This is a genomic window from Dapis purpurea BLCC-M126 (assembly GCF_050015975.1).
Taxonomy (GTDB): domain Bacteria; phylum Cyanobacteriota; class Cyanobacteriia; order Cyanobacteriales; family Microcoleaceae; genus Trichodesmium.
The window spans coordinates 73318-95695 of sequence record NZ_JBNHER010000004.1 but is presented as its reverse complement, the minus strand read 5'-3'; the positions used below and the strand labels follow the sequence as shown (position 1 = coordinate 95695).

Below are 22378 nucleotides of genomic sequence, written 5' to 3'. Positions count from 1 at the left end.
ATTTGGCAATACTAAAAATAATTAGAAGTAAACTAAGTAGTAATTTTACATTACTGTCTACTAAAGTTTGCCGATCTGATGAAGTATAATTAATTTATCAAAATATGAGAGTTATATCTTAATTTTAAGCTAGATGAAAACTGCATTAATTACAGGTGCTTCTTCTGGAATTGGTGAAACTTTTGCCCAAGAATTAGCAGCGATAAAAGCCAATTTAGTATTAGTTGCTCGTTCGGAAGATAAACTACAAAAATTAGCAAATAGGTTACAGAGTCAATATCAAATTCAGACCGATGTAATAGTTCAAGATTTAACAGCACCCGCAGCAACAAAGTCTCTATTTGAAGCAGTTTCTCACAAAGGATTAACTATAGATTTATTAGTTAATAATGCTGGTTTTGGTGACTATGGAAATTTTGCCGAAAGACCTCTAGAAAAGCAGGTAAATATGATTCAATTAAATATTACTGCTTTAGTAGAATTAACACATTTATTTTTACCCGGAATGCAACAACGTCAGTCCGGTGGAATTATTAATGTTGCTTCAATTGGTGGATTTCAACCTCTGCCTTATATGTCTGTTTATGGTGCAACTAAAGCATTTGTTTTGAGTTTTAGTGAGGCTTTGTGGGCAGAAAATCAAGATTCAGGGGTGAATATATTAGCCCTTTGTCCTGGACCTACAGAATCAGATTTTTTCCAGAGAGCAGAATTTCCTTACTCTGGTGGAGAAGGTTCAAAACAAAAATTGACATCTGCAAAAGAAGTAGTACAAGATGCTCTTCAAGCATTAGAAAAAAATCAGTCTAATATTGTTACAGGAGGATTGTTAAATCAGGTAATTGTTAATAGTCCTCGTTTCCTGCCACGAGAAACTTTAGCTAGTGCAGTAGAAAAACGCTTTAAAAGTTTTGAGCAAAATAAGTAAGTATAGCGCTACGCGCAAGTCAAAAGTCAAAAGTCAAAAGTCATATATGACTAATACCAATTCACTTTAAGGATGTCACAAATAATGTCCAACTATAAATGTAAAATAATTGCCTGAAACTGTTGTTTAGTGAGAGTTTTTAGCCTATCAAATCTAGCATTCTCAATTTAGTAAAACGGTATAAGTTTTTCCTGGCTAAATGTTTAGCTAACAAAATTGACCAATGTCTGTACCCTAAATCCACAGTCGTATAAATATACTTCACTATTGCCAAAATGGTCATTTCCATTTTAAATCTAAGAATAGAATACTAAAATTAGCTTTGGCAAATTAAAAGGGGATTATGTTAAACAAACGGTCGATAGTAGCATGGATAATGGCGCTATTAGTAGCATTTTTGGCAAGTTGTAGTTCTCCGACTCCACCGCCAACTTACTCAGATGCTCAATTAGAGAAAATTGAACAATATACGGCCAGAATAGTTGCTTTGCGCGATCGCATGAGTGAACTAGAAAGCCTAATTAAAAAGGAAGAATGGATAAATGTAGATACATTTATTCACGGGCCATTGGGAGATTTGCGGAGTAAGACTAATTATCTGACCCAAAGTCTATTATTGCCAAAAGATAAAACACCTGTGCTGGATGCAGCAAAAAAAGTATTTGAAGACTTAGAGGACATTGATGTAGCAGCAGCAGAAGGGAACAAAAAACAAGCTCTGAGTGAGTACAAAGAAGCAGTAGCTGATTTTGACACTTTCTTAGGTTTAGTGCCAAAAAATAGTTAAATAGCTTTTAGCATTCAGCTCAAGTCAAAACTATAGCAACCCACACTTATGTTGTAACATTTTACCGTAGGGGTTTGGTCTCTCAACCTAAGCAAAAATGGGATTTGGAAACCAAACCCCTACAGTTTTTTTAACCGAAAAATTTGGGTAGTTACGCCTCCTCTTTTAAGAGGATAAAAAAAAGAAGATTCTGTATTTCAATCCCCATACTTTAGGTAGAGGTACTAATAACTAATAACTGATAACTGATAACTGATAACTGAAACGATACCTACTCCCTATTAAAAATGAGTCATATAGTAATTATTGGATGTGGAATAGTTGGAGCGGCGATCGCTTATCAACTCAGCAAAATAGAAGGTTTAAAAATTACAGTATTAGATAAACAAATGCCAGCTCAAGCATCTACGGGTGCTGCTTTGGGAGTTTTAATGGGAGTCATTAGTCAAAAAGCTAAAGGCAGACCTTGGAAAATGAGGCGCATGAGTGTGCAAACTTATCACAATTTAATTCCTGAGTTGGAAGCAAAAATTAATCGCCCTATTTCCCATAACCGTCAAGGTATTTTACAGTTGTGTGTGCCTGGAGACGATCTGGATAAATGGCAAAGATTAATAGATATTCGGGAAGCAGATGGTTTGCCATTAGAAATGTGGGATGTGGAACGACTGAGGGATCGCTGCCCCCAACTCCAAACATCCGAGGTAACAGCAGCTATTTATTCTCCCCAAGATTTACAAGTTAACCCTATTGAGTTAACTTTAGCTTTAGTCGAAGCTGCTCAACAAAATGGTGTCAAGTTTCATTTTGGAGTCACAGTTGCCGAATATGAAACTATTTCTCAACCCAAAAATGAACATCGTTGTCGCCAAGTACATATAAAAAGTTTGGATGAGACAAAAAAAGCTCCTGCTTTACCAGATGTAGACTGGTTAGTAGTTGCTGCGGGGTTAGGTTCATTGCCATGTTTGCAAGGAATAAAAGGAGGTAAACTACGCTCCCTGCAACTGAAGCGCAAATCAAATCTTGATAATAGGTTTACCATAGTACCCGTATTGGGTCAAGCATTACATTTGCAAGTAGCAGCGCCTTTAGGAAACCCAGATTTTCAGCCAGTGATAACTGGAGATGACGTGAATATTGTACCAGTGGCTGAAAATGAATATTGGGTCGGATCAACGGTAGAATTTCCCAACGATATCGGTGAGGTGGTAGCTGACTCCAGTTTATTAGATACGGTGATGGCGAGAGTAATTAGTTTTTGTCCGGGTTTAGCAGATGCAACCATTCTCAGGAAATGGTCTGGTTTGCGACCTCGCCCAGAAGGTCAAGCAGCTCCTGCAGTTGGTTATTTAGAAGGGTTTAAAAATGTCTTGTTGGCAACAGGTCATTATCGGAATGGAGTGTTGTTAGCTCCAGCGACAGCAGAAGCAGTTGAGAAAATGATTGTTAAATGAATTGAGAATTTAGAATTGAGAATTTAGAATTTATAATTCAGAAGTTAGAATTGTATAACAATTAGTCTATCATTACTGTGTCCATTTTTGGAGCTTATTGAATTTTCATTCCTAAAGCAAGAATTTTTGTGAACAACGAGCCAGAATTATGGTATGCTCTGTAGCCAGACGGAAACGTTCAACATAATAACTTGTGAGGAGAATCTACATCATGAAACTTAGTTCCTATATTAAGGGGCGTCGTGCCTTCCTCGGTAGTGTCGCTCTCGGGAGTGCAACTGTCGTCGCTGGCTGCCAATTCAGTGGACGCGCTCAAAATACTTCCCCAGTTTCTTCTTCATTAGTTGTCGGTGACCAGTGGGTCGCTAAAATTAATGGTAAACATAAGCAGGTGTTCGATGCGGTGAATCCAAGTAAGGGTTGGGGTGCCGCCTTTGCGCTGAATTACCTTGATACAGCTGAAGAATTTGAAAATCTCACTGATAAAGACTTTAGCGCAGTTGTCGTGATGCGTCATTTCGCCATGCCACTTGCGGTTAACGATGCAATGTGGGCAAAATACAAGATTGGTGAGGCAATTGGAGTGACAGACCCGAAAACTAACGCACCCGCAACACGAAATATTTTCTATAACAATATCCCTTTACGCCCCGGACTTACCTACGAGAAAATGATCGCTGAACGTGGCGTGATCATGGTCATCTGCAATCTGGCACTTAAGGTCGTAAGTGGAATGGCTGCAGATCAAGTTGGACTCCCAAAAGAGCAAGCAGAGAAGGATTTCAGGAACGGTCTGTTCCAAGGCATTGACATTGCCCCATCAGGTGTATATGCCGTAAATCGCGCCCAAGAAGCAGGTTGTACATACTGTTATGCGGGCTAGTCCGACGAGTTTACTCCAATTATGAATACATTGGCAAAAAAAGGAGATTACATGAATGTCTTATGAACCGCGAAAAATCCTTAATCAGTTTATGGAAGGTCTAAAAAGTTTGGGAAAGTCTAATAAGGAGGCTACTCAATCATTCATGAGACTGCTCGGTGCTACTTACAAGCCAGGAGCCCTTTCCACCAAAGACAAAGAAATTTTGAGTGTTGGTATTTCTGTTTACAACCGTTGTGAATATTGTATTGTATTTCATACTTACAAAGCACTAGAAGCTGCTGCAACTCGTGACGAGATTCTGGAGGCAGCAATGGTCGGTGTTGCATTTGGTGGAGGACCAACAATAGCCCACTCATCAACACTTTTCCTTTCCAGCTTGGATGAGTTTGAGGGTGATTTTAACAAGTAATTCTGACATCTTTATGTTTTTTGTCTATTAATCTCTTTTACCATACAAAAGGATCATTGCATCCTTTTAAGTCAAGCTCTCATAAAAATGCTGATCAAACCCAAGGAGGAGTGCATATGAATATTCAGTTTGAAGTCAATGGGACACCAGCTGAGTTTCGATGGAACAATATAACAGGAGCTGCTGATCTCCGTGTAGGAGATGAAACTCTTAAGCTTCAGAATCCACTTAGTCTGACCTCCCAATTCTCTTCCTCTCGTGAGAGGACATGGCAACATAACATTGATGGACATGAAATAGAAATTGTGAAGCTACGCCCCGCCATCCTTCCAGGTTTTCGAGAAAGCCAGTTTACAGTTAAGGTAGATGGAAAAGTCGTGGTAGAGGTAAAGGGTACCTGAACTTTTTAACAAAATAAAGAGTCAACACTTGGTAGGGGTTTGATGACCAAACACCTAAAATGAATTATACCAATACTACTAAATTTAACAGCATGGAAACTGAGAGGTTGTTTGATAAGTCATTGATCCCCCTAAATCCCCCTTAATAAGGGGTACTTTCTGCTGTATCCCACCTTTTCAAGGGGGGCTAGGGGAGATCTCAATCAAAATCCGTACTTTTCAAAAATACCCCGATCTAAATATCTATTCCTGTAAAGCAGATAAAACGTATGATTGCCAACCCAAATACAAACGGCATTTCTCCTGAAGAATATTTAGCAGAAGAAGAACTCAGTCCCATCAAACACGAATACATTAACGGACAAGTATACGCAATAGCAGGTGCTAGTGATACTCATGTCACTATTGCCGGAAACCTATTTGCACTGTTAAGAAATTATATCCGAGGCACTGGTTGTCGTGTCTATATGTCGGACATGAAAGCTCATATAGAAACTGCCAATACATTCTACTATCCCGATGTTATGGTAACTTGTGATGCCAGAGATAAAGCCTTAGTAAATCATAAAAAATATCCTTGTTTAATTGTGGAAGTTTTATCCGAAAGCACAGAAGCATTTGATCGGGGTGATAAATTTGCTAACTATCAGCAATTACCAACCTTGCAAGAATACGTTTTAATTAACCAAAAACGCCAACGTTTGGAATGCTTCTGTCGCAATGCTGAGGGACTTTGGGTATTGCACACCTACACTCAAGGTAGTGAAATTCACCTAACAAGCATCGACTTTCGTACTAGCATAGATAGTTTATATGAAGATGTCACTTTTGGAATTTAGAATTAATTAGGACTTAGGCAATACAAGGTATTTTCGTCATTGCGACCGACAGGGAAGCAATCTCAAACCCTAGTTTTTCGTACCTCATGCGTAAGTCCTGTTAATATCAAATCTGGTAGTATTCGGTGTACAAAAAGCAGAGAAACCGGGTTTGTATTAAATTCCCGGCCATAATAACATTAATCTCCAACAAACCCGGTTTCTGATAACACCTAATTTTGACACTCCACGGACTAAAGTCGCGTGGATTCTTCAGAGGAGCTGTAAATCGGGTTAAAACTACGATTTTCACATTGCTCGAAACAACCACATTGCCAGTACCGTACCGTGGTACGTATACAGCAGCAGTCCACTAGGCGGTGTCAATTGCCACTACTCTCTCCGGCCAAAAGACCATTGAGGCTACTTTTAAAGTTGTTGGTTAATAATAACAGATTTTTTTGACTTGACGAAGGGATTAAAATCCTTCGAGTCGCTTCCATCCAGCCGTTAAAACTGGCACTTTTCCTGCTTACCGAAATTTTACGATGAAAAGCTCTGTAAAGCAGATAAAACCTGGTCGTGAATTATCCCATTACTCACAACCACACCCCGGTTATCAACCATCTTTGAGCCATCAGCAAAATTTAACGGTTTACCATTAATATCAGTAACGCGCCCCCCTGCTTCCTCAACAACGATCGCTCCAGCAGCATGATCCCAAATATTTTCCCGGTAGTTTGGAGACTTCGGTGAGGGCAAACGCAAATATAAAGCAGCTTTTCCAGATGCCACAATACCATATTTAGCTTGGGAGTCTACCCTAACTGATGGTTCAGTAATACCTGCTGCCTTTGCTACAGCATTCTGACGATCTTGGTCGCCGTGGGAACTTTCCACACTCTCCACAAACCGGAGATTAGCAGTATCATCCGCCTGCACAACCTTAATAGGAGTCAGTTCACCTCCTGCTATTGGCATCATTGCTGCCCCTTCACCCCGCACCGCTACATACAGCATTCCTGGTTTGTTATTTTCTACTGGCATTGCCGGGCAAGCTAACACCCCAACCTTAACTTCTCCTCCTTCCACTAATGCTAACGCCACAGCATATTGGTCTTGACGTAAGAACCCTTTTGTGCCATCAATGGGGTCTAAAGTCCAATAACGAGGTCCAACTTTACCGTTACCTTGGTTAATCCACTGTACCACCTGTTCTGGGGTAGCATCTGTGATTTGTTCCTTTACATAATTTGTCACTTTTGTCAAATTTTCCGCCATTTCCGGAGTCTGTAAATCGGTTGCATCTTCTTCTCCCACCACTGGATCATCCGGAAAAGCCTCAGCCAAAACTTTACAAATTAATGCCTGAGCGCCATAGTCAGCAATAGTTACAGGGCTTTTGTCGCCCTTTTCCATTGCGGGGGGTATATTCCCGCGCACTTGTTCACAGAGTTTAGCTGCTGCTAGGGCAGATTCTATTGCTATTTGTTTTTCGCGATCGTATGCCATGAGTAGTTTTAAATTTTAGGTACTTTTTATAGCATAGAAGAAAAATTGCACCACCCATCACCTCGGCAAAGAAATTTCTAAAAGAAGTATGTTGATTCTTAGGGCAACTGTTGCGCAACAGTTGATTTTTAAAACAACCAATGAATGTTTGACTGATAAGGGTAGCATCCTGCTCCCACTCCCTAATTATTTAATTTTGACAGACTGCCTCATAGTTTTAACTTTCCTCACCTACAACTAAATACCACAGCACATCAATACCTCTGCCGACATATTCTGAATCTTGATGTTGTTGAATCCATTGAACAATAGTGGGGAGGATATTGTTGGATTTTTTGCCTAGTTTGCCTAAAGTTTCGGCTGCCCTCCAAGGGACATCATAATCCTTATCCTGAAACCTTACCAGTAGAGAGTTGATTACAGTTTCTGAGCTATTGTTCAAATTTCCCAAAGCAATTGCTGCATTCACACAGACGTAAGAATCTTCATCCTGAAGCGTTACCAGTAGAGAGTTGATTACAGTTTCTGAGCTATTGTTCAAATTTCCCAAAGCAATTGCTGCCATCCCACGCACATCAGAATTCTCATCCTTAAGCCTTGCTACCAGGGATTTGATTACGTTTTCTGAGCTATTGTTCAAATTTCCCAAAGCAATGGCTGCACTCCCACGCACAAAAGAATTCTCATCCTGAAATAGTGCCAGTAGGCAGTTAATTAAGGTTCCTGGGCTATTGTTCAACTTGCCTAGGCCAATTGCTGCCCACCCACGCACAAAATAATTTTCATCCTGAAGCCTTACCAGTAGGGAGTTGATTACGATTTCTGAGCTATTTCCCAGTGTGCCTAAAGCTTCGGCTGCACTCCTACGAACATCAGAATTCTCATCCTGAAGCAGTGGTAGTAGGGATTTGATTACGGTTTCTGAGCTATTTCCCAATCTGCCCAAAGTATTGGCGGCTATCCAACGGACATCAGAATGCCGATCCTGAAGCAGTGGTAGTAGGGAGTTGATTACGGTTTCTGAGCTGTTCTGCAAATTTTCTAAAGCACTGGCTGCCATCCAACGGACATCATAATTCTCATCCTGAAGTTGTGCTAGTAGGGAGTTGGTTGCGATTTCTGAGCTATTTCTCAAATTACTTAAAGCAAAGGCTGCACTATCACAGACATCAGAATGCCGATCCTCAAGCAGTGGTAGTAGGGAGTTGATTACAGTTTCTGAGCTATTCTTTAAATTTCCCAAAGCTAAGGCTGCCCTCCGACGCACATCATAATTCTCATCCTGAAGCAGTGCCAGCAACTCCCTAGTTACCTCATCCTTTTCTCCTAACTCTCCTCGATATTCCAACAACCTCTCCTCATCAATCAAATCTGCCCGCTCTTTCAACATCTCCAAAACTTGCGCCTCAAAATCAGTTTCATACAAACTACAAAAAATCTGCTTAACCTGCTCCCGAACATTCTTACCAACCTTATCCTCACTACTCACCTCCAACTCAACCAACCTCTCCAAAACCTCCCGCACCAACCCACCATCAACACTCCGCAACCCCTTCGGATCTTCCGTCAAACAACTACCAGCAAACAACAAATCCCGATGTAACCACTCCTCATACTCACTACCACGCTCCAAGATCCCCCGCATCGCCTTTGCCACCTTCTTCGGCTTTTGTTGGGCTATCAGCAATAGTAAAACCTCCTCCCAATGCGACTCATGCAAATGCTCCCGAATACAACCCAACACAATCTCAAAATCATCCTCATTATCCGCTTGATAATCAATATCCTCAGCACACAAATATTCCTGAAACGTCTTATGCACAAAAGCATAATAGTCTTGTCCCTGCTCATTCAACAAACCAGTGCGTTCCCGAATCAAATCCACAAATCTTTCCGCCTCTTCCTCCGCTTGATACAACTCCACCTGCTTCAACCTCTTAATCTCTCGCCGCAACTGCCTTATCAACTCATCCTTCTCTATCAACGTACCACCCTCATCGCCAATATTGCCCTGAGTATGCACCCAATACGCCAACAATTCCATCAACCTGCGCAAATCATCCAAACCCAAATACTTCAAGCGCCCATCACTACTCAACTCCTTATTCGCATCCCAAGAAGTTAACAACGTTTCCACCGCCTTGTCATAAAGTCGAAATCTTTCCTTGGGCAAAACCGCCTGATACCGATGAATCAAAGCAATAATCGTCAACAATAAAGGATTCCGTGCCAACAACTTTATCCTGTCATTATCATCCAACGCCTTTTGCAAAGTCTCCTTTCGTCTTTCTGCCTCCGCTTTATCCTTAAACCGACTGTCATACCAATTATTGATAAACGCCGAAATCTTCTGATCATCAAACCGCTGCATTTGATAGTGGGCAAATTCCTCCGTGCGGAAAAAGTCGCGCTGATAACCCGCCGGGCGAGACGTAATAATTGCGCGGTTTGTGTCAAACGGCTTTCCTAAAAAGTTATTGATGCGTTTGACAACATCATAACGTTTGCTTGACTCCGCCACTTCATCCAAACCATCAAGCAATATCAACGCCCTGCCATCTTCCAACCAATGCTTAAAAAATCCCGTCGGTAAAGTTTTAACTGCCATCGTTTTCTCAGCAAAAATCCGAGCATATTCGAGAATACTTTTGTCTGGATGTCTTGCCAAGTCGCTTATTCTTATTAAAATTGGCAACCAGTCAGTTTCAGTATCTAAACCCAAAAATTGAGACTGTTTCTGTGCCAACATCACGGCAAAATAACTCATCAAAGTTGTTTTTCCCGAACCAGGCGCACCTAATATGACGAATTTTTGCGCTCGACTTTGAGTCAATAATTCCGAGGCTAAAAATTTCCTGCTAGTGGTATTTACTAATAATTCTCTTTCTAGTTTTTCCCCACTTCCAGCTAACAATAAATCTCGTTCAAAACCACCTCCCGTAGAGGCATCTTCCAACACATCCGGCATCACAAAAATATTAGCTAATTTCTCCGACTTTTCCACCTCTTGCCCAGGCACAGAAATCCCGGCAAATTTCACATCATCAAACCAATTGGCTAACTGTTCAAAATAATTTTGTTTAGCAACCTGAAATTTAATATAAGTATCGGTTTGTTGAAAATAAGCATTAACAAAAGTTTCTATCCACGGCTGTATACCTTCTGAATTTAATTGAATATTTTTAGCTTCAGCTTCCTGTTGAAAGATGCTAATTAAAAAATCAATATCTGGCTTACCTTGATTAATTAATGGTTTTTGTAATTCCTGCAAAACACCAGAATTATGAAAATATTCCCTCAGAAATTTGTTAAATCCATTCCATCCATCCGGTTTAGCAGAATAGAATAAAAGTTTTTGAGGATGGAGAATTTTTTCCCATTCTTTAACAGCTTTTTCTCCAGATTCAATTGCCTTTTCTATATCTGTTTTATTGAGAGATTGAAAGAGGCGATCGCCACCCTGTTTCAAAACACTACCCAACAAAGGAGCTGCTATTTTTGGTAATTCCCAACCTAAGAAAAATGATTCCATAATGTTACTTCTAGTAGAGTGACTGGTAATTTCAGTTATCAGTTAACAGTTATCAGTTATCAGTACCTCCGACTAAAGCTGGAGGCTTGAAATACTGATTAGAATAGCATAGATTAAATAATATCAGGACTTATATTATTTCCGGTTAAATAGTTATAATTAAATTTCGTAGTAGGGCTTGAGCAATTTCTATAGTTCGGGCTCAAGCCCTACTACAAACTATTAGTTATTACCCGGAAATCATATTACTCTCTTGCTGATGGCTGACTGCTGAACACTGACTGCTTTTTTAATTTCACCATAAAAAATCCATCCATTTGTTCTCTATGAGGCCAAACTTTTATCCATCCTTCTGCACAAGGTGAAACCATAAAATCAACGGTTGGCGGTTCAATTTTCCATTCATAATTATTAGCCAAAAATTCCTCAATAATTCCCTCATTTTCTAAAGGATAAATTGTACAAGTTGCATATACTAAAATACCTCCTGGTTTCACCCATTTAGCCGCAGTTTCTAACAATTCACTCTGAAGTTTTGCCAATTCTTGAATATTCTCTAAAGTTTGTCTCCAACGCGCATCTGCTCGACGGTGTAATGTTCCTAAACCAGAACAAGGAACATCTAATAAAACTCGGTCTGCTCGATCTATAAATTGTGGTAAATTTCGACTATCACCTGTAGAAATAGAAATAGATTTTAACTGCAATCTCTCGGCATTTTGCTCTAATTTTTTCAACCTAGAAGCAGTTTTATCAATAGCAAAAATTTTACCATTATCTCCCATTAATTCTGCTATATGAGTTGTCTTGCCTCCAGGAGCAGCGCAGGCATCAATTATTATTTCTCCAGGTTGGGGATTTAATAAATAACTAACTAACTGAGCGCTACTATCTTGAACTGACCACCAACCTTCGTTATAACCTGGTAATTTTTGAATTTGCCCCACTGCTCCAGTTAATCTTAATGCTTGGGGAATTTGGGCAATTCTACTAACAGAAATACCTATATTTTTAATAGCTGTTTCTACTTCTTCAAGAGAAGTTTTGAGGGGATTAATTCTTAAATCAATACTTCGAGATTGATTGAACCAAGAACATAATTTTTCAGCTTCGGTTAAACCTAATTTTTCTATCCAATATTCAATAATCCAGTCAGGAAAACTATAGGATATTCCTAATTTTTGCACTGGATTTTCTGGCAGATTTATAGTCAAGTCGCGCCGAATATATTCTCGGAGTAAACCATTAACAAAACCAGCTAATTTAGCAAACTTATTTTGTTTTGCAAACTCAACCGTTGTATCAACTGCTGCCGACTCTGGAATTTGTTCTAAATAAGATAATTGATATAAACCAATATGCAGAATAATGCGTAAATCTGGGTGTTGTTGGTGAGACTTCTTTTTTGCTAATTGATCGATAATAGCATCAAGCGATCGCTGTCTTCTGACACAGCCATAAACTAATTCTGTAACTAATCTGCGGTTAGCATCAATTAAGTCATTTTTTCTCAGATGTTTATCTAGGGCAAAATCAGCAAAAGCTTGTTTTCGATGTATTTCTTGGAGGATAACAAAAGCTAGTTGACGGGGGTTATGATTCACTGGAATTAACTTGAACAAATTGTTGAGGATGGATCAAACCTAGTCTATAAAACTGATATAATCTGAAAAGTTAGTGCATAATTCTCAGGTTTTCACAGAATTATGCACTCAAGGCGGATTATAGTTTCTCACTTAATGAATTTTTATGATGATTATTGCCCCAACTCGCTCCATAACGAAGCTGGATGAGGGATAACATTTGATTCTGCTTGAGCATTTACTGGTGATGACTGAGTTAGATAAACACGGGTTGCAGTGTAACTGACTATGAACATGGAAAAGGCTACGAGAAAACTAGCAACAATTCGGTCAAAAGCAGATCTATTTTCAGAGTGCTGAAATTGCATAATTCTAGATATCCTTAACTATTTACATCTCCATTATCTCAAATATTTTTGTATAAGTAGATACTTTTAATAAAAATTAGATACTCTTAATCAATATTTATTTTTCCCAGGATTGATTAGTTTGTAAAGGTAATTGAAGTTGGTCGGTTAGGGACATTGGTAGGTCTGCTTGATGGGAAATAATTCCGTGACCAACTCCTGTTATTAGTCCTAAGATTGCTGGAAAGATCAGGGAAGCCAAACTAAAGCTGTTCATTAGTGTTGCTGATAAAATTACCGAAATAGTATCTCAATTTACTTCAGTTCAATTCTGTAACAAAATTAACTTTTAAGTTAATTTTTGTTAAACAATCTGGTAGAAATGCAATTTTTTGTATTCTATAAAAATACAGAATTTTGGCTTTGAGTTTTATGATACGAATTTATCAGAAAGTCATGGCGATCGCTCAACAAAATCAACTTGACTTTCAGAATCAGAGTTATTGCAGAGGTTGTTATTTCAGATGGTGCGTTGCAACGCACCATTTTAGTTGTGTCAGTCTACTACTTAGTCTTTTGTTCGTTGAGTTTTTCCCTAATAGTTTCGACTCGTTCCCGGTTAACGCCTAAATCACCTTCTCCTAAACGGGAAGCGGAACGTACTTGAATAGCATTAGCATCTTCATCTACATAAAATTCGACATCATCCACATACCCCATAATTTTACTGGTAAACTCAGCATATAAATAATTTTCCTCTTCCTTAACAATATTGGTTCGAGGTATTGATTCAATTATTTGTTTGAGGTTAGCTATTGCCGTCTTCGGATCAGAGTTATAACCCAGGGAAGCAATACCATGTTGTGCATCCTGACTGTAACTACTGACACAATTTGGACTACTGGGACAAGGTGCAAGTCGTCCAGAATATACACCAAGATTATCAGGTCTAGTGCCTGCAAATAAAGTCAGTTTGCCAGAAGTGGCAATATTTATTCCGACAACAATGGCAACAACTACCAATAAAACTATGGTAATGTTAAACATTTTCTGAAATATGTTAGAAGATTTTTTTTCTGTGGTTTCCATAGTCTATTAGGGAAATAATTTGATTGAATTTACCAAATATTATTTTATCCTGGTAATAACAATTATTGTCTATCTAAAGTCAAAAATTATATGAGTGACGAAAACCAAGCAATTTTAGCAGCAAATCAAGCATTTTATCGAGCTTTTGAGAAACGGGACATTGTAGCTTTGGATGGCATTTTGTCCAAGGGTATTAACACGGTTTGTATCCATCCAGGCCGTGATGCCATTCGTGGTTTTGATAAGATTCGTAATTCTTGGGATTTAATCTTTAAAAATACTGATTATATTGAAATCGATCTTGATGTTATTACGGCGGAAATTAATGGAGATATTGGTTATGTTGTTGTGGTGGAAAATTTCAGGCAAGTGAATCGAGGTAGGAGAATAAAAGCTGAGTCTATAGCAACGAATATTTTTGAAATAATGGGGGGAAATTGGTATCTGATTCATCATCATGGTAGTCCGTTGATTAAGTAGAGGAGTAGGGAGATGGGGAGATGGGGAGATGGGGAGATGGGGAGATGGGGAGATGGGGAGATGGTTAGAGAGGAATTTGAAATATTTGCCCATCCTACAGACTAATAAATATGAATTGCCAGCCAAATTGTTTCTATATTTGCATCGGTTGAGATGATTTTATGTGGAGTTTTTGCTGGGATGAAAATATAACTATCTTTGACTAATTTTGTTGTTGTTTGATTGATTTCTAATACAGCGGAACCTTGGAGCAAAATTACCCATTCATCTTCCTCTTGGATAAACTCTTCACTGACAAAATTCGGGGGTGAAATTATTTTGTTAATTTTGACATTTTTATGGGATAATAAATTGTTAAATATCTCTTCCATGATTTTGATAAAATTCGGTATAATAACGACAATTATACAATAGTTCAAATCAAATAATGAAACTTCAGAGGTTAGATCGACAGTTATCAGTTATCCTTTTCCAGCATCCGTATATCCGAGACAAAATCCCTGTCTAGCCCTGTTGTTGTTGCCGAAAAAGTTCAAGATTTTTGCGCACAATTTTAGTATGAGGATGTTCCTCACCTAATGTTTGTTCAAGCATATCTAATGCTTGTTGGTACAAAGGTTCGGCTGCCTCGTATCTCCCTTGAGATTCATATAAATTTGCTAGGTTGTTGAGGTGGGTGGCAAGGGATGGATGATTTTCGGGTAGGGAAATTTTGTCGATTTCTATGGCTTGTAGGTAAAAAGGTTCGGCTTCCGAGTATCTGCCTTGAGAACGATATAATTCTGCCAAGTTGTTGAGACTGGAGGCAAGATATGGATGATTTTCTGGTAGGGAAATTTTGAAGATTTCTATGGCTTGTAGGTAAAAAGGTTCGGCTTCCGAGTATCTGCCTTGAGAACGATATAATTCTGCCAAGTTGTTGAGACTGGAGGCAAGATATGGATGATTTTCTGGTAGGGAAATTTTGAAGATTTCTATGGCTTGTAGGTAAAAAGGTTCGGCTTCCGAGTATCTCCCTTGAGATTCATATAATTCTGCCAAGTTGTTGAGGTGGGTGGCGAGTTGTGGATGATTTTCGGGTAGGGCAATTTTGTCGATTTCGATGGCTTGTAGGTAAAAAGGTTCGGCTTCGGAGTATCTGCCTTGAGAACGATATAATTCTGCCAAGTTGTTGAAGTGGGTGGCGAGTTGTGGATGATTTTCTGGCAGGGCAATTTTGATGATTTCGATGGCTTGTTGGAACAAAGGTTCCGCTGCTTCGTATCTCCCTTGAGAACGATATAATCCTGCTAGGTTGTTGAGGTGGGTGGCGAGTTGTGGATGATTTTCCGGTAGGGCAATTTTGTCGATTTCGATGGCTTGTTGGAACAAAGGTTCTGCTGCTTCGTATCTCCCTTGAGAACGATATAATCCTGCTAGGTTGTTGAGGTGGGTGGCGAGTTGTGGATGATTTTCCGGTAGGGCAATTTTGTCGATTTCGATGGCTTGTTGGAACAAAGGTTCTGCTGCTTCGTATCTCCCTTGCAATACAACATCCCCATTCAGCACTCGCAACCAACAAACCCCACCAGGATAAGTCCTTTGTTGCCAATGAAATTGAGCATACTGGAGAGCAAGTTCAGTTTTGCCTATACCTCCCATCCCCGAAATCGAAGATATGGGGACTTTTTCTTGTAACTGTTCGTGCAGAGTAGCTAATGCCTTATCGCGCCCCAAAAACTTTTTCATCCCACTCAAGGGCAGGTTTTGGGGAGGTTCTGATTTTATTGGTTCTGGTGTTGGTGTAGTGAGTCATATCTTTTTTTCATAAAATGTCTGATTAATTTCTGCTGCGATATAATTAGTCCCACCTTCTGCCTTAACCTGCTGAATACCTTTTGCACTATCATAGAGATACTGATTCATTCCCGGCTCTTGTTTTTTTCCTGCCTCAATTTCTTTGGCTAGTGCTTGGACTTCAGCAGCAAACTCCTGATCATCTTCCATCACATCCTGGAGATATACTGCCAATCTTTCTATTTCCTGTTTCGAGCCTTGCTCAACTGCTGTTATAGCTTTTTCTGCCTTAGAATTACCTTTTAACCTATCCCAAATCTTCAGACGTAGCTCGTCCATTTTTTTCAATGCTCCTTCAGTAAACTTTTCGACAGTTTTTTCCAGAGCTTTTGTAAAAGCCAAAGTAGCGATCGCTGCTGCAGTTAATGACACAGGTTCCATTATTTTTACTCCTTGTTAATAGTATTAGGTGTAAGTGGTATCTAGGCCAGAAATAGAAAACAGATAGCAACATTATAATCGTATAATTACATAAACTCTACACCCCGTACCAAGAGAAATCCTGAAAAATCAAGATGTAAAGCTTTTTTTTCGTGTAAAATTATCAGTATATTTTAAGATGGCCTAGCCCAACTAAATTAAACTTACCAGTAATCTAAAAAAATCACTATTTACCTACCAGACTAAATTCTTATGTTTGAACAATTTACCTACCACAAAATCACCACTTCCAATGTCACCATTAATTTATCAAAAGGCGGAGACGGACCTCCACTACTACTATTGCACGGCTATCCTCAAACCCACATTATGTGGCACAAAGTCGCCCCTACCCTCGCCCAACATTTCACTGTCATTTGTACAGACTTGCGGGGTTACGGCGACAGCGACAAACCACCCTCAGACCCCCAACATCTCACCTATTCCAAACGAGTCACCGCCCAAGACCAAGTAGAAGTAATGGCAGCTCTGGGTTTCCCAAAATTCTTAGCAGCAGGTCACGATCGCGGCGGTAGAGTTCTCCATCGCCTATTACTCGATCGCCCCGACTGTGTGGAAAAAGCAGCAGTGCTTGACATTGTACCCACAAGAAAAATTTTTCAAACAGTCAACCAACAACTCGCTACTGCTTACTCCCACTGGTTTTTTCTCCTCGAACCGAATAATATTCCTGAACGTCTCATCGGTTCCGATCCTGCATTTTATTTGGAGAGTAAACTAAAACAGTGGAGTGCTAACCAAGCAGGCTTCACTGAGACTGCCATAGCAGAATATGTTCGTTGTTTTAGTGAACCCGCGAGTATTCATGCTACTTGTGAAGACTACCGTGCTGCTGCTTCTATTGACTTAGAACATGATGAAGCAGATATTGACAGCAAAATACAATGTCCGTTATTGGTATTGTGGGGAGGGTTGGGAGTGATGGAAAAATGTTATGATGTATTGGAAACCTGGCGAGAAAGAGCGATAGATGTCCGCGGTCAAGCTTTGCCTTGCGGTCATTTTGTGCCAGAGGAAGCGCCAGAGGAAACAACTCAGGCGTTACTTGATTATTTTTTAGAATAGGGAGTAGGTAGTAGAGGGTAGTAGACTATTTCAGCTAAAACAGTACATTAGAATAGTCATTGCGTTTCGGCTGTCGCCGACATGAAAAGCGCAGGTTTGCTATCGCAAACGATAGTGTTTCGGCTAAGAGCCGACATGAATGCGGAGCAGTCCGTTAGGATAGCAATCTCTGACCAATTTCCTGTTGCAACATTGAAGATGAAACAGTCCAGTAGGGGGAAATAATTGATTTTATTTTTTATTATCGGAGATGTCTAATAGGTAAAACATAATCATGATCGTAGTTGGGCTTTAGCCCAGACATATCATGGGCTTTAGCCCAACTACAAACAAAGGCTTAATTAGTGCTTAGTCTCCCTATCTCCCCAGCTCCCCATCACCCCATCTCACTATCACAGTCGATACTGCTGAAAAACATCTCTAGCAGCACGATGCAATAATGAATGAGTGTAAACCAATGAATTCATATCCTTAGTATACCCACCACCAATAACGCAAGCGACGGGATAACCTGCTCCTACACAGGTACTCAATACTTGCATCTCCCGCCGAAATATTCCTGTATTTGTCAAAGCTAACTTTCCCAAAACATCATGGATATGAGTATCGACTCCTGCATCATACAAAACCAAATCTGGCTTGACTTCTGACAACAAATCTGGTAAATATTCTGCTAATGTCTGGAGATAGCGATCGTCATCCATTCCCTCTGGCAAAGGTACGTCTAAATCGCTAATTTGTTTTCTACTGGGAAAATTAATACCACAGTGCATGGAAAATGTAAATACAGTAGGATCGTTTTGAAATATCCAAGCAGTGCCATCTCCTTGATGCACATCTAAATCTACTATTAGAATTTTTTTTGCTAATCCTAATTTTTGAATCACACGAGCAGCGATCGCTAAATCATTAAAAATACAAAATCCAGACCCATAACTGGGAAACGCATGATGAGTGCCACCAGCAGTATTGCAAGCTAAACCATGTTTCAATGCCAACTGCGCTGTTAATATTGCACCACCCACAGCAATGCAAGTTCGATTTGCTAATGCTTCACTCCAGGGCAAACCGATTCGTCTTTGTGCTTTTGGGTCTAAAGTGCCGTTACAATATCCTTCTATATAGTTGGGATTATGTATTAATTCTATCCATTCTAAAGGTGGGAAATCTGGGGTAAAAAAATGGGATTTATTTGTTACTTCATCTGCCAGTAACATTTCATAAAGTAGTTTGAATTTTGCCATCGGAAAGCGATGACCAGATGGCATAGGTGCAATATAATTAGGATGATAAATAATTGGTAAATTCATTAATTAAGTACAAATAAAAAAGACAGTAAATTAATTTTATATGAGATACGAAAAATTACGCTACAAATAAAGCTTCTAATCTGAAATACAAAAAATTGTGCAAATAAAATATACGAATCTCCCCATCTATCCATCAATCTTTGGTAGTAAACATTATTCGCATGCATTCCAGTTAATGCTTCAATACCTATAATTCCTACAGCATAAATATCACTACAAATAGTAAAGTTTAATTACATTTAATTACGTCTAATACCAGCTTCATAAATATTTTCTACAAATAAATTTTAGGTTTTAGGTAGTAAGTGGTAATATGAAATACGTTAATGTTTGCTACCAAAAATTAATAGAGAGATTCATATATTTATTTGTAAATTTTTTGTATTTTATATTATAAGCTTTATCTGATGCTTTGTTTGTAGCATAATTTTTCGTATTTCATATAAGTAATATCATGTTCGCTATGACAGTCATAATTATGCTCGTAGTTTTGCTCTAGCCAGGGAAATATCTTAGGGCTAAAGCCCAACTACAAACCAAAAATTTATTATAACTAAATTATCCGAACATGATATAAATCTTCATCTTTGGACTATCATAAATTAAGTTTCCCAGAATTCTATTTGCTCTTTGTAATATTATTTTTTCATGCTTGTTATAACTACTTAACTATCAACTACTGCTACTAACTAACCTGGCCATAATGTAGCTTAAATATACGAAATTTAGATTACAAATTACATTTTATTAGTTTATCCATCAGATAATGGTATGGAGCAAGTGCAGCACTTGTTCTTTTACGATGGGGAGGAGGAAGATGACCTTTTGGTGAGTTTTCAGGAAAATCAAAGGCTAGCTCATCATATTTTAACCAGTTATCATTTTGATACCATCCAACAGTTTTGCCAAAAAGTTTATAGGGTTCTTCTTGAAAATTTCTTGGCTTATTTCCTGTTTCTAAATAGATTGGTTTTTGCACGCTGAAACCAAAATGCCCATTAGAATTTTCTACCCAAAGTTTGTCTATTTTTTTGAGGTCTGAACAAGGAAATGTAGATATTGAAACGGGATTTAACCATGCTTCGGATTTTCGCTTGGCAACTTGAAGCATAATCTTTTCTGTTTCCCGATCTGCTTCTTTCCACTTTCCTTCTGCAAGCAGCTTTTTTATTTTAGAGTAATCTGCGAATTCACTCCAGACTTTAATAGTTTTGTCGTCACTACCACTAATAATATTTTGTCCGTCGGCACTGATGGCAACGGACGTAACTACCCATTGATGACCAGTGAGAGTGTCTTTGAGATTACCAGTTGCCAAATCCCAGATTTTGATAGTCTTGTCTTCGCTACCACTAACAATGGTTTTCCCATCTGAGCTAATAGCAACAGACCAAACCTCCTTAGTATGACCAGTGAGAGTGTCTTTGAGATTACCAGTTGCCAAATCCCAAACCTTAACTATGCCGTCAGCGCTGCCACTCACAATAGTTTGTCCGTCAGGACTGATGGCAATAGAAAAAACTTGGTCGTTATGACCAGTGAGAGTAGCTTTGAGATTACCAGTTGCTAAATCCCAAACCTTAATCGTGCTATCACCACTACCACTCACAATAGTTTGTCCGTCGGAACTGATGGCAACAGAATAAACAGCGTTACTATGACCATTAATAGTAGCTTTGAGAGTTCCTGTTGTTAAATCCCAAACCTTAATCGTGCCGTCAGCACTACCACTAATAATAGTTTGTCCGTCGGAGCTAATAGCAAGAGAATAAACTTCCTTCCTATGATCAGTAAGAGTAGCTTTGAGAGTTCCTGTTGCTAAATCCCAAACCTTAATCGTGCCGTCAGCGCTACCACTAACAATAGTTTTCCCGTTGGGATTAATAGCCACCGACAAAACTGGTTCACTATTGTCAGAGAGAGTCATCTTGAGACTACCAGTTGGGACATCCCAGACTTTGATGGTTTTGTCATAGCTACCACTAACAATAGTCTGTCCATCTGGACTTACCGCAACAGAACGAATCCAGTCGTTATGACCAGTAAGAGTGTGAATTTCGGAAATATTTTTGGCGTAGGAGATAGTATTGCGGTTTGGTGCAGGTAAAAATTTTTCCTGGTTCTTGAGAAGTCTTTCTCTAATTTTTATTTTGGGATCGTTGGGGGTAGGTGGTAGTGGTGGTAGAGGTGGTAATGGTGGTAGGGGTGGTGGTAAAAGTTTTTCCTGGTCTTGATCGTTGAGGGTAGGTGGAGGTGATGGTGAAGATATTTCCTGCTCTTGAACGTTGACAGTAGGTGATGGTGAAGATGTTTCTTTTTGCCTAAGAATATTAGGAATAATAATAATACCAGCAAGAATAGCACCGCCAGCAATACCTAAGCCTATTTTGACCCAACTTGGAGAGGGAGTTGGTGAAGGTTGTGGGGTAAATGACGGTGAAGCAGAAGGAGGAATAGTTGGTTGTTGATTATTAACCTGATTTTTATGTATTAAAACTGTTTGTTGTTGTGATTGATTATTCACATAATTATTATCATTTAATTCCACCATTATTTCATCAATAGTTTGATAACGATGTCTCCAATAATCCGCAACCATTTTATCTAGAACTATACCCAATTTTTCACTCACATTAACTTGGTTTTTCCAGATAAGTTCACCAGTGGATGGGTCTTTAGCTAATCGACTTGCCTGCATTCCACTTAATGCTTCAATAGTCATCATTCCCACAGCATAAATATCGCTACACAATCTCGGTTGACCTGCTGCTTGTTCACCGGGCATATATCCAGGAGTTCCTACTGCTATTGTGTGGGTTGTATGACCTCCAGTTGTTATGGTTAACCCTTTAATTTCTTTGACTGCACCAAAGTCAATTAAAACTATTTTTTTATCAGATTTTCTCCGCATAATATTCTGAGGTTTTAAGTCACGATGAATTACATTTTGTTGATGTACATACTTTAAAACTTCTAAGATTTCAGTTAATAGTTGAATTGCTTGTTCTTCAGTGATTTTTTGCCCTAGATAAATCTCTTTTGTTAAATCGTTACCTTGAATAAATTCCTGAACTAGATAAAATTGCTCGCCCTCTTCAAAGTAGGCAAATAATCTGGGGATTTGATTGTGTTCTCCCAGACGTTGTAATGTTATGGCTTCTTTTTCAAATAAAGTTTTAGCAATTTGAAAAACTTGTGGTCTAGGGTCTGATGGAGCGAGTTGTTTAACAACACATTTAGGATGATTGGGAAGGTCTAGATCAGTAGCTAAATAAGTGGTGCCGAAACCACCTTTGCCTAGCTCTGATAAAATTTTATAGCGATGTCTAAGTGTTTTGCTAGTCATTGTTTTTTATTAAGTTATATCATATGCCCCCTCCGGGGGAGCTACGCTAACGGATAATCACTTATAATAAAGTTTTTGTTTGTAGTAGGGCTTCAGCCCTATCTACAGTTCGGGCTAAAGCCCTACTACGAACTGTAATTATAATAACTAT

The 22378-nt window shown here is 39.0% G+C and carries 21 protein-coding genes; 9 read left to right on the top strand and 12 right to left on the bottom strand.

The features are described from left to right. Positions 1 to 133 precede the first annotated feature (133 nt). The 7 genes from ACP6PL_RS01300 to ACP6PL_RS01270 all read left to right on the top strand — a co-directional run bounded on the left by ACP6PL_RS01300 (position 134) and on the right by ACP6PL_RS01270 (position 5707). Entirely contained in the window at positions 134 to 928 is a 795-nt protein-coding gene (locus tag ACP6PL_RS01300) for an SDR family NAD(P)-dependent oxidoreductase (RefSeq protein WP_426541723.1), read from the top strand. Positions 929 to 1271: 343 nt separating this feature from the next. Beyond that, the gene (gene psbQ, locus ACP6PL_RS01295) at positions 1272 to 1715 is read left to right on the top strand and encodes a photosystem II protein PsbQ (RefSeq protein ID WP_426541721.1); all 444 of its coding nucleotides are present in this window, start codon (positions 1272 to 1274) and stop codon (positions 1713 to 1715) included. Between the two features lie 287 nt (positions 1716 to 2002). Beyond that, entirely contained in the window at positions 2003 to 3172 is a 1170-nt protein-coding gene (locus tag ACP6PL_RS01290) for an NAD(P)/FAD-dependent oxidoreductase (protein ID WP_426541719.1), read from the top strand. Positions 3173 to 3383: 211 nt separating this feature from the next. Continuing rightward, a complete protein-coding gene (locus ACP6PL_RS01285) occupies positions 3384 to 4055 on the top strand; it encodes a hypothetical protein (protein ID WP_426541717.1) in 672 nt (223 codons plus the stop codon). A gap of 55 nt (positions 4056 to 4110) precedes the next feature. Next, positions 4111 to 4467: a carboxymuconolactone decarboxylase family protein gene (locus tag ACP6PL_RS01280; RefSeq protein ID WP_426541715.1), complete on the top strand. Its 357-nt coding sequence runs from the start codon at positions 4111 to 4113 to the stop codon at positions 4465 to 4467. 116 nt (positions 4468 to 4583) lie between these two features. Next, on the top strand, positions 4584 to 4868 hold the full coding sequence (locus tag ACP6PL_RS01275; RefSeq protein WP_426541713.1) for a hypothetical protein: 285 nt from the start codon (positions 4584 to 4586) through the stop codon (positions 4866 to 4868). 269 nt (positions 4869 to 5137) lie between these two features. Then, positions 5138 to 5707, top strand: a complete 570-nt coding sequence (locus tag ACP6PL_RS01270) for a Uma2 family endonuclease (RefSeq protein ID WP_426541711.1) — start codon at positions 5138 to 5140, stop codon at positions 5705 to 5707. Positions 5708 to 6229: 522 nt separating this feature from the next. On the opposite strand, the gene ACP6PL_RS01265 is transcribed toward ACP6PL_RS01270, so the two are convergent. The 7 genes from ACP6PL_RS01265 to ACP6PL_RS01235 form a co-directional block, all read right to left on the bottom strand. Next, entirely contained in the window at positions 6230 to 7198 is a 969-nt protein-coding gene (locus ACP6PL_RS01265) for a 3'(2'),5'-bisphosphate nucleotidase (RefSeq protein WP_426541709.1), read from the bottom strand. A gap of 217 nt (positions 7199 to 7415) precedes the next feature. After that, complete coding sequence (locus ACP6PL_RS01260; protein WP_426541707.1) at positions 7416 to 10730, bottom strand: HEAT repeat domain-containing protein; 3315 nt, start codon at positions 10728 to 10730, stop codon at positions 7416 to 7418. A 245-nt stretch (positions 10731 to 10975) separates the two neighbouring features. Further along, positions 10976 to 12334 carry a 16S rRNA (cytosine(967)-C(5))-methyltransferase gene (locus ACP6PL_RS01255; protein WP_426541705.1) on the bottom strand — a complete coding sequence of 453 codons (1359 nt, stop codon included), beginning with the start codon at positions 12332 to 12334 and terminating at the stop codon, positions 10976 to 10978. Between the two features lie 152 nt (positions 12335 to 12486). Beyond that, positions 12487 to 12681 carry a hypothetical protein gene (locus ACP6PL_RS01250; protein ID WP_426541703.1) on the bottom strand — a complete coding sequence of 65 codons (195 nt, stop codon included), beginning with the start codon at positions 12679 to 12681 and terminating at the stop codon, positions 12487 to 12489. A 97-nt stretch (positions 12682 to 12778) separates the two neighbouring features. Beyond that, positions 12779 to 12937 carry a hypothetical protein gene (locus tag ACP6PL_RS01245; RefSeq protein ID WP_426541701.1) on the bottom strand — a complete coding sequence of 53 codons (159 nt, stop codon included), beginning with the start codon at positions 12935 to 12937 and terminating at the stop codon, positions 12779 to 12781. A 122-nt stretch (positions 12938 to 13059) separates the two neighbouring features. Further along, positions 13060 to 13206 (bottom strand): hypothetical protein, encoded by a 147-nt coding sequence (locus tag ACP6PL_RS01240; protein WP_426541699.1) that lies wholly within the window; start codon positions 13204 to 13206, stop codon positions 13060 to 13062. Positions 13207 to 13224: 18 nt separating this feature from the next. Then, positions 13225 to 13749, bottom strand: a complete 525-nt coding sequence (locus ACP6PL_RS01235; RefSeq protein WP_426541697.1) for a DUF1499 domain-containing protein — start codon at positions 13747 to 13749, stop codon at positions 13225 to 13227. 90 nt (positions 13750 to 13839) lie between these two features. On the opposite strand from ACP6PL_RS01235, the gene ACP6PL_RS01230 reads away from it, so the two are divergent. Further along, on the top strand, positions 13840 to 14229 hold the full coding sequence (locus ACP6PL_RS01230) for a nuclear transport factor 2 family protein (RefSeq protein WP_426541695.1): 390 nt from the start codon (positions 13840 to 13842) through the stop codon (positions 14227 to 14229). A gap of 101 nt (positions 14230 to 14330) precedes the next feature. On the opposite strand, the gene ACP6PL_RS01225 is transcribed toward ACP6PL_RS01230, so the two are convergent. From ACP6PL_RS01225 to ACP6PL_RS01215, 3 genes are all read right to left on the bottom strand, one after another. Further along, a complete protein-coding gene (locus ACP6PL_RS01225; protein WP_426541693.1) occupies positions 14331 to 14600 on the bottom strand; it encodes a cupin domain-containing protein in 270 nt (89 codons plus the stop codon). A 133-nt stretch (positions 14601 to 14733) separates the two neighbouring features. Continuing rightward, on the bottom strand, positions 14734 to 15945 hold the full coding sequence (locus tag ACP6PL_RS01220; protein ID WP_426541691.1) for a tetratricopeptide repeat protein: 1212 nt from the start codon (positions 15943 to 15945) through the stop codon (positions 14734 to 14736). A gap of 75 nt (positions 15946 to 16020) precedes the next feature. Continuing rightward, entirely contained in the window at positions 16021 to 16446 is a 426-nt protein-coding gene (locus ACP6PL_RS01215) for a hypothetical protein (RefSeq protein WP_426541689.1), read from the bottom strand. A 252-nt stretch (positions 16447 to 16698) separates the two neighbouring features. Here ACP6PL_RS01215 and ACP6PL_RS01210 point away from each other — a divergent pair, with 252 nt between their 5' ends. Beyond that, the gene (locus tag ACP6PL_RS01210) at positions 16699 to 17571 is read left to right on the top strand and encodes an alpha/beta fold hydrolase (RefSeq protein WP_426541687.1); all 873 of its coding nucleotides are present in this window, start codon (positions 16699 to 16701) and stop codon (positions 17569 to 17571) included. 392 nt (positions 17572 to 17963) lie between these two features. Here the strand turns inward: ACP6PL_RS01210 and ACP6PL_RS01205 are convergent, their stop codons facing one another. Together ACP6PL_RS01205 and ACP6PL_RS01200 are read right to left on the bottom strand one after the other, a co-directional pair. Continuing rightward, complete coding sequence (locus ACP6PL_RS01205; RefSeq protein ID WP_426541685.1) at positions 17964 to 18881, bottom strand: histone deacetylase family protein; 918 nt, start codon at positions 18879 to 18881, stop codon at positions 17964 to 17966. Positions 18882 to 19611: 730 nt separating this feature from the next. After that, the gene (locus ACP6PL_RS01200; protein WP_426541683.1) at positions 19612 to 22227 is read right to left on the bottom strand and encodes a GUN4 domain-containing protein; all 2616 of its coding nucleotides are present in this window, start codon (positions 22225 to 22227) and stop codon (positions 19612 to 19614) included. Positions 22228 to 22378: the final 151 nt, after the last annotated feature.

Excerpts from the sequence above, each read along its gene's own strand:
- ACP6PL_RS01300 (WP_426541723.1), top strand. The coding sequence starts at position 134 with ATGAAAACTGCATTAATTACAGGTGCTTCTTCTGGAATTGGTGAAACT.
- psbQ (WP_426541721.1), top strand. The coding sequence starts at position 1,272 with ATGTTAAACAAACGGTCGATAGTAGCATGGATAATGGCGCTATTAGTA.
- ACP6PL_RS01290 (WP_426541719.1), top strand. The coding sequence starts at position 2,003 with ATGAGTCATATAGTAATTATTGGATGTGGAATAGTTGGAGCGGCGATC.
- ACP6PL_RS01285 (WP_426541717.1), top strand. The coding sequence starts at position 3,384 with ATGAAACTTAGTTCCTATATTAAGGGGCGTCGTGCCTTCCTCGGTAGT.
- ACP6PL_RS01280 (WP_426541715.1), top strand. The coding sequence starts at position 4,111 with ATGTCTTATGAACCGCGAAAAATCCTTAATCAGTTTATGGAAGGTCTA.
- ACP6PL_RS01275 (WP_426541713.1), top strand. The coding sequence starts at position 4,584 with ATGAATATTCAGTTTGAAGTCAATGGGACACCAGCTGAGTTTCGATGG.
- ACP6PL_RS01270 (WP_426541711.1), top strand. The coding sequence starts at position 5,138 with ATGATTGCCAACCCAAATACAAACGGCATTTCTCCTGAAGAATATTTA.
- ACP6PL_RS01265 (WP_426541709.1), bottom strand. The coding sequence starts at position 7,198 with ATGGCATACGATCGCGAAAAACAAATAGCAATAGAATCTGCCCTAGCA.
- ACP6PL_RS01260 (WP_426541707.1), bottom strand. The coding sequence starts at position 10,730 with ATGGAATCATTTTTCTTAGGTTGGGAATTACCAAAAATAGCAGCTCCT.
- ACP6PL_RS01250 (WP_426541703.1), bottom strand. The coding sequence starts at position 12,681 with ATGCAATTTCAGCACTCTGAAAATAGATCTGCTTTTGACCGAATTGTT.
- ACP6PL_RS01245 (WP_426541701.1), bottom strand. The coding sequence starts at position 12,937 with ATGAACAGCTTTAGTTTGGCTTCCCTGATCTTTCCAGCAATCTTAGGA.
- ACP6PL_RS01240 (WP_426541699.1), bottom strand. The coding sequence starts at position 13,206 with ATGGTGCGTTGCAACGCACCATCTGAAATAACAACCTCTGCAATAACT.
- ACP6PL_RS01235 (WP_426541697.1), bottom strand. The coding sequence starts at position 13,749 with ATGGAAACCACAGAAAAAAAATCTTCTAACATATTTCAGAAAATGTTT.
- ACP6PL_RS01230 (WP_426541695.1), top strand. The coding sequence starts at position 13,840 with ATGAGTGACGAAAACCAAGCAATTTTAGCAGCAAATCAAGCATTTTAT.
- ACP6PL_RS01225 (WP_426541693.1), bottom strand. The coding sequence starts at position 14,600 with ATGGAAGAGATATTTAACAATTTATTATCCCATAAAAATGTCAAAATT.
- ACP6PL_RS01215 (WP_426541689.1), bottom strand. The coding sequence starts at position 16,446 with ATGGAACCTGTGTCATTAACTGCAGCAGCGATCGCTACTTTGGCTTTT.
- ACP6PL_RS01210 (WP_426541687.1), top strand. The coding sequence starts at position 16,699 with ATGTTTGAACAATTTACCTACCACAAAATCACCACTTCCAATGTCACC.
- ACP6PL_RS01205 (WP_426541685.1), bottom strand. The coding sequence starts at position 18,881 with ATGAATTTACCAATTATTTATCATCCTAATTATATTGCACCTATGCCA.
- ACP6PL_RS01200 (WP_426541683.1), bottom strand. The coding sequence starts at position 22,227 with ATGACTAGCAAAACACTTAGACATCGCTATAAAATTTTATCAGAGCTA.